This is a genomic window from Enterococcus sp. S53 (assembly GCF_016516865.1).
GTDB classification, from domain to species: domain Bacteria; phylum Bacillota; class Bacilli; order Lactobacillales; family Enterococcaceae; genus Enterococcus_D; species Enterococcus_D innesii.
On the sequence record NZ_JACVUH010000016.1, the window covers coordinates 61,999 to 68,624 of the forward strand.

Consider the following 6,626-nt stretch of genomic DNA (forward strand, 5'->3'; position numbering starts at 1 on the left):
TTATTATTATACATGGAGTTACAGAGTTTGGTAAGAAATCTAATACTACTTTATTCCTTCTGTTGCAAACAGAAGGGATTTTTCTTTTTTAGAAAAAATGTTCTTACTGTCTACAAATATGGCAGATAAAAAAGTAGAAATCCTGAAAACATTTTTTGCTCAAGATACCATAATTTCAGCGGTTAGACATATCATAAAGTTAAGCACTGAAAGAAACTATAGAATTTAGCTGAATTTATATATAATGCTATTTTTAAAACGAATCGTTTCATAAATAGTATGTTTTATAAAATTATTGAATAATCTTATTTAGATTTTGTTATTTACTTTTAATGTTGTTACATGATATCGTTTTATTATGAAATAGTGAATAAAATATAATGTGCAAGGAGGAAGTAATGGAAATGATTAGTGTTGCTAAAAAAAGTATCAAAGGATTATTTTTAGTTGGTGTTGTATCATTAGGTATTTTTACGTATCAACCCAATTCCGCTGTAGCGTCAGAAGCTACGTCTGAGTTTTCTGGTGGCTGGATAGAAGGAGAAGGGGAGTTTGGAAACAAACCAACAAATGCAAACTCTTTAGTTTCAGCAAGAGCAAAAGATTTCTATCATAATAGTGGGAACAAGAATGTTACTACCCGACAAAAAACTGGATGGGCTGAGACTTACTGGCGTAATGTTTACCACTATTCTCGTGTGCAGCTAAAAGCCCCTATACTTAAAGATGTACGTGTAGATTCGGGAAGAAAATACGGGCAAGCTTATTCATATGCTGAAGCAACAGGGGTTCGAGATCTAGTAACTTATACTTACTGGGGAAGCTGATTGCTAAAAAAATCTAATGTTCGAATTAGGATACCCAACTCTTGAAGTTGGGTATATTTATTTAGGCCGATTAATTCAATAAGCGCCAAAGGTTATGCTAACATTAGGAAAGAGAAAAGAGGGAATTTTTTGAAAAGAACACTTTTTTTCGTAACAAATCTAATTTTTCTGATTGCAACACTCATAAATGCTTTTTCCTTTTTTTATTTTTATTATCAAAGTAATTTAGACTTTGTTTCCAATAATTTTACGTCTAGAGAGTCAGTACGTCTTATTGTTAATAATAATCTAGCTTCCGAAACATGGGGAAATTTGTTAGGTGATCAAAAGAAAATGCTTGTTGTGAAAAATTTAGAAAGCAATTTTTACTATAAAGCAATTTATACTAACTACGACTGGTATCTGCCACTTTCTGAGGGGAGAAACTTTGTTAAAGAAGATTTCTATGATGGGAAGAACAGAGCGATTGTTGGAAAAGAATTGGCTTCTAAAAATAAAAACAATGTAAATATTGAAGGAAAAAATTACGAAATCATTGGCGTATTAGACGGAGCATATTCAAAAAATTTAAACAAAACGGCTTTAATTAATATTGATTCATTGGTGGGAACTCAAACTCAAGGGGTTTATCAAATTAACTCAAATGAATCAGCGATGGAAAAAGTAAAAAAACATTTGATCAATGATATATCCGCCATTACGTATTCCGATGATACCAAAATATATAATGCGAAAAATACAGAAAGCAATAATAATTTGTTGCGCTATTCTTTTCAAATACTCTGCTTGTTAGGGGTAGGAATTTGTATATTTTTCTATCTTACTTTATCTCAATCTACAAATTATTTGAAAAAAATTATAGGGATATCTAGAAATACGGTTCTTATAGAAGAGATAGAACAGTTATTAGCTGTATGGTTGGTTGAGAGTGTTCTGGTTTTAACTATTCTATATTTTCCGTTTAAAAAATATATTTATGATTCAATACATTCATTTACAACTAATTATATATCTTCTCAGTTTCTTATCATATGTAGTGCAGCAACCCTATTTATTCTTCTTTTCTTGAGAAATTGGAGGAAGCTTGATGAAATTTAATAATTATCTGTCCGAGATTTTTGAATCTGTTAAACGAAAAAAATATTTGTTATTTTTATACAGTTTGTTTTTGTTGTTTTCATTTCTAACGCTTTCGGTTTCAAATGTTATGTCTCAAGAAAATAGTAATGAAGAGAAAAGAATCTCCACAGGAGATACTAAAACGTTCAAGTTAGTGGATACTCTAATTGGAGAAGACGAAGAGAACTTTTTAAAAAATCTTCAGAGTGTAAATTACCTCTCGTCCCTGTATAACGAATTATTGGAAAGTAAAATAGGAGAATACCAAGTGATTGGAAGCCAAGGTATAAACTATTTGGAGGAAAACAATTTGGATACTCAGTTTATTGATAGCTATGAACATATTGTTAATGTTATTGATAACATGAGTAGTGATGAAATTCCATATAAATCACTGCAAATAAACAATAAGGTGCTTCAACGTTTTAACCTTAGGTTATCACAAGGAAATTTGTTCTCACAAGAAGATTATCAATACAATGACAATAAAATTTCGGTGATATTAGGAGACAATTATTCAGAATACTTTTCTGTTGGAGACAAAATTCAAATTTCTTATTTATTTAAAAATTTCGAAGCCAAAGTAATCGGTTTTGTTGAAAAAGGGGAAAGAATTGTTTTTAATGAGTATGATGATTATGTATTAGATGATCGTATTATGCTTCCTTTCATAGAAAAGGCTCCCCAACAACTAAATAAAGAAGATTTTTCATTTTTTTAAAAACATTTTTTAAACGGAATTAATGGATACTATCAGGTACCTGATTCTTTATCGCAAGAACAAATGTATAAATTCGTAAATGATCTTTCTCAGCCTTACCAAGTTGGTACAATTGATTTGATAGGAGAATCAGGATTTCATCTATCTTCTATTCTCTATACGATCACTAAAAACAATAGGTTACTAAAACTAGTTGCTTATTTTTCAATTGTTGTATTAATAGCGGTAACGATAGTATTTTCTTACTTAGAAATGTTTCGTGATAAAAAGGTTTACCATTTACATTTGTTTTTAGGTGCTACAAAAAAAGAGATTCGCCAGTACTTCCTTGGAGAAAAAGTATTACTTTTATCAAGTGTTGTAATTATAAGTGTGGTTATAACCAATTACTTAGGGGGAGTTACCAGTAGTTTTCTGATATCATTACTATGCCTGGCGTTATTACTATTTTTACTATTTTATCTCTCAGTAACCATAATTCTTAAGAAATGGAGAATTACAAATGATTAGTATTCAAAACGTTGCACTTCAAATAAAAGATGGTAGGAATAAAAAAGAACTTTTCGAAAATCTTAACTTAACTTTAAATGAAGGCCAAAAAGTCGCAATCATGGGAAAAAGCGGCAGTGGCAAAACAACATTGTTAAAACTAATTGCAGGATTGATCAAAGTAGAAACAGGAGCTATCATTTTTGATGGAAAGAATTTAAGCAATATGAGCGCGAATGAGCGAAGCTTCAATCGTTTGAGGAATATTGGTTTTATATTTCAAGATAATCCGATGATTGAAAGTAAGAATGTTTTTGAAAATATTGCTTTACCACTAAAATATTTAGGTGTGGAGAAAAAAAATGTAGAGAAAAAAGTTCATGTTATGTCAAAGCGCTTAGATATTTCACACTTACTATCTGAGAACCCTAGCTATTTATCTGGCGGTGAAAAACAAAGAGTAGGAATTGCTCGAGCACTGATTACTGATCCAAAACTTATTTTGGCAGATGAACCAACTGGTTCACTAGACTCAGAGACAGAATTAATGGTATTAGATATATTTCAAAGAATTGAATGGAATAATACGAGCTTTGTAATGGTGACACATGACGCTTCCGTAGCAAATATTTGCGATGAGCTATACATGTTAAAAGATAGAAAACTAGAGAATTTTCAAGACTTTAGAAATATCTAAAATAATTTTGAATTCTACTATCAGCCGTAGCAAGAGTTATTACCAGCGAATTTTGAAATTGATTTAATTCATAATGGAAGGGGTCAGAAACTTTTAAGTTTTTGATCCTTTTTTGATTCCTCATTTCATAGCTCTTTCAGCAGCTCAAATAATTAGGTCAGAAAGTATCTCCATTTAAAGGACATCAGAGTATACATTGTTGACCTTTCTTTTAGATGATGTATAAATCATTCTGGATGGTCGGATATGTTGAGCAAAATTAGTCTTTGAATAGATAGAATATTCATTATGGAACTGATAAGAAGAGTGTTCAGAAAATGACTAGTTTCTGGACCCTCTTTTTTTATGACAATTGAAGCAAATAGCTTTCGTTTTGTGTCTATTGATATACAAAACATTGTTCATTTAAAGCACATCCGTTGATAAAAAATTATATTGAAAATCAAGTTCAAAAATTAAAAGAATTGATAGAAGCATTAACGTCCGCGAATTTTTGGATTGATATTCCAATAATTATGGGAATATATTCTAAGTTAGTATTATTACGAGAACTCATTATCACCATAGAAGATTTTGATTTTACAGACGAAGAAGTGTTAAAAATAGTAGAACAAGATTATCCATACTACAATAAAGAATTATGTGGATATAAATTGAATGATGTAACTAGCCATTCACTAATTTTTAAAATAAAGTGATCTGGAAAAAGAATCAAGGAAAAGTAGTCTTTTATAATATATTTTGAAGTCAGGGATGGAATCCTATGAAGACGTAATAAAATTTCTAACCGAACGATAGAGGACAGACGTGAAAAATTGCGAGAAGCTAAACGTGCTTATTGAATCCTATGCACTTACCAACTATGACACGGGAAAAGCAGAATTGGTCAAAGGTAATGCAGAAATGATCTATCTTATCATGAATCTGGGCCTCTCTTCGACGTTTGGTCCACGTCGGGAAGACTTTCACTAACTATCATTTAACAAAGATAGAAACTTTCATTCTTTAAACTTTGTTCTGGGTTGTTAAAAAACAAAGAGGAACTATTATTACATAATACCAAGTATCTTATAAAAATAATGATTATTTTTGGTTGAAGGAACTCTGTCCTTGCTTGAAAAGTATTTACTATAGAATACATTATTACTACAATAGATGAGATATAAAAATAGGTGGTTAAAAAAATACCACGATGGAGTTGGCAGATGAAAAAGAAAATTTTTTCCTACATATCTTTGGCAAGTTTAATAGTACCTTCTTTTTTTGTTCCCATTGTGAATGTTCGATCAGATGAGCAACAAGAAAGTGTAGCACAAGCAACTAATGAAGAATCTGAAAATATGAGTAATTCGAGTACAACGCTGGATTCTTCAACAACGCAAAGTGAATCTTCTGATACTTCGACAGAAGATAATAATGAATCCACGGAAGAAACAACAACGCAAAGCTCTTCTAACAACGCAAAGTATTCTGGCGAAGATCAGGGGAATAGCCAAGTTGAAAATGAGACGACAAGTCAAAGTTCTGCAAATCCATCTGAGGTTGCAGTAAATAATGATCAAGAAGATTTTGCAGCTTGGCTTCCGGATCCAGCACTACAATCCGTAGTTGCTAAATCTTTAGGTATAGATGTGTCCGAAATCACGAAGGAACAGATGAGCAAACTTCAGACTCTCTATATCTACGCTGCAGATTCCGCTATTGCTGATTTGACAGGCTTGGAATATGCAACAAATCTATCATCATTTTATATGAGCGGCAAAAATCAGGTTACTGACTTTTCCGTTCTCACTTCGTTAAATAACTTAGTTTATGTATATTTGATGGGTGCTAATGTAACGGATGATAATGTACCAAACTTTGGTGCCAATTTAACTAGATTAAATCTTAGTTCCGCAAATGTAACCGATGCTGTATTTTCAAAAATAGTTAATATGAAAGGACTAGAGTCGCTAAGTTTCGAGTCCAATATGAATATTACGACAATTGCACCTCTGGTTGCATTACCAAATCTAACAGAATTAAGAATACAGTTCTGTGGCGTGACAGATTTTACTGTGATAAATGAGTTTCCCAAATTATCAAACTTAGCTGCTTATGGCCAAAACACAGGAAGAAATGATGCGATTACTTCATTATCTGCAAAAGAGTTAAATTACGATCCCGATAATCAATCATTTTTTGTTCCATTTTCCATTATGCCTAATCGTTTAACAAATTTTGATGGATATCAGCCTCCTTTTACAAAATCGAATAGTACTAGTCAGACGTACTTTGATTTGAATGGTGTACAGGTACCCTCCTCAAGATTAAGTATTACAGAAGATGGGATTACTGTATCTGGGGTTACTCAAAGTGAATTTGAAAGTATCGAAACAATGGAGTATAACGCACGACTGAATAATCCTGCCGGATCCTATGCTCAACCAGATGGATATAGTTTTTACGCCATTTCTTCAGGAACCTATTTGCACCAATTTTCGATCAATCATCAAGAAGCCGCTGCAGATGTTACGGTGAGTTATATTGATACTGAAGGGAATGAATTGAAGCCTTCTCAAAAAATTAGCGGTAATATTGGTGAATCTTTTGATGCAACAACGCCAGAGTATAAGTTAGAAATAGACGGGTATACTATAAAAGAAGTTCAAGGTAATCCGACGGGAACATTCAGTGACACAGCCCAAGAAGTGGTGTATGTATATGAACGCAGCGATGCAGCACCAGTCACAGTGAAGTATCAAGATTCCGAAGGGAATCAGTTGGCAGACCC

Annotated in this window: 6 protein-coding genes and 1 pseudogene; all 7 read left to right on the plus strand. The window is 32.1% G+C overall.

The annotated features are described in order from the left end of the window. Positions 1-398: 398 nt before the first annotated feature. Positions 399-827, plus strand: a complete 429-nt coding sequence (locus tag IAE45_RS15815; protein ID WP_081119341.1) for a hypothetical protein — start codon at positions 399-401, stop codon at positions 825-827. Between the two features lie 129 nt (positions 828-956). Further along, positions 957-1,925, plus strand: coding sequence for an ABC transporter permease (locus IAE45_RS15820; protein WP_200127217.1), 969 nt, complete (start codon positions 957-959; stop codon positions 1,923-1,925). Continuing rightward, positions 1,915-2,667 carry an ABC transporter permease gene (locus IAE45_RS15825; protein ID WP_200127215.1) on the plus strand — a complete coding sequence of 251 codons (753 nt, stop codon included), beginning with the start codon at positions 1,915-1,917 and terminating at the stop codon, positions 2,665-2,667. The genes IAE45_RS15820 and IAE45_RS15825 overlap by 11 nt, the downstream gene beginning before the upstream one ends. Positions 2,668-2,730: 63 nt before the next feature. Continuing rightward, the gene (locus tag IAE45_RS15830; RefSeq protein ID WP_200127213.1) at positions 2,731-3,177 is read left to right on the plus strand and encodes a hypothetical protein; all 447 of its coding nucleotides are present in this window, start codon (positions 2,731-2,733) and stop codon (positions 3,175-3,177) included. After that, positions 3,170-3,853: an ABC transporter ATP-binding protein gene (locus tag IAE45_RS15835; protein WP_081119388.1), complete on the plus strand. Its 684-nt coding sequence runs from the start codon at positions 3,170-3,172 to the stop codon at positions 3,851-3,853. The genes IAE45_RS15830 and IAE45_RS15835 overlap by 8 nt, the downstream gene beginning before the upstream one ends. Before the next feature lie 410 nt (positions 3,854-4,263). Next, positions 4,264-4,551, plus strand: a pseudogene (locus IAE45_RS15840) (DUF7006 family protein); the annotation flags it as partial. Positions 4,552-5,058: 507 nt separating this feature from the next. Further along, positions 5,059-6,626: MucBP domain-containing protein (locus tag IAE45_RS15845; protein WP_233619112.1), on the plus strand; the 1,568-nt coding region annotated here is incomplete at its 3' end.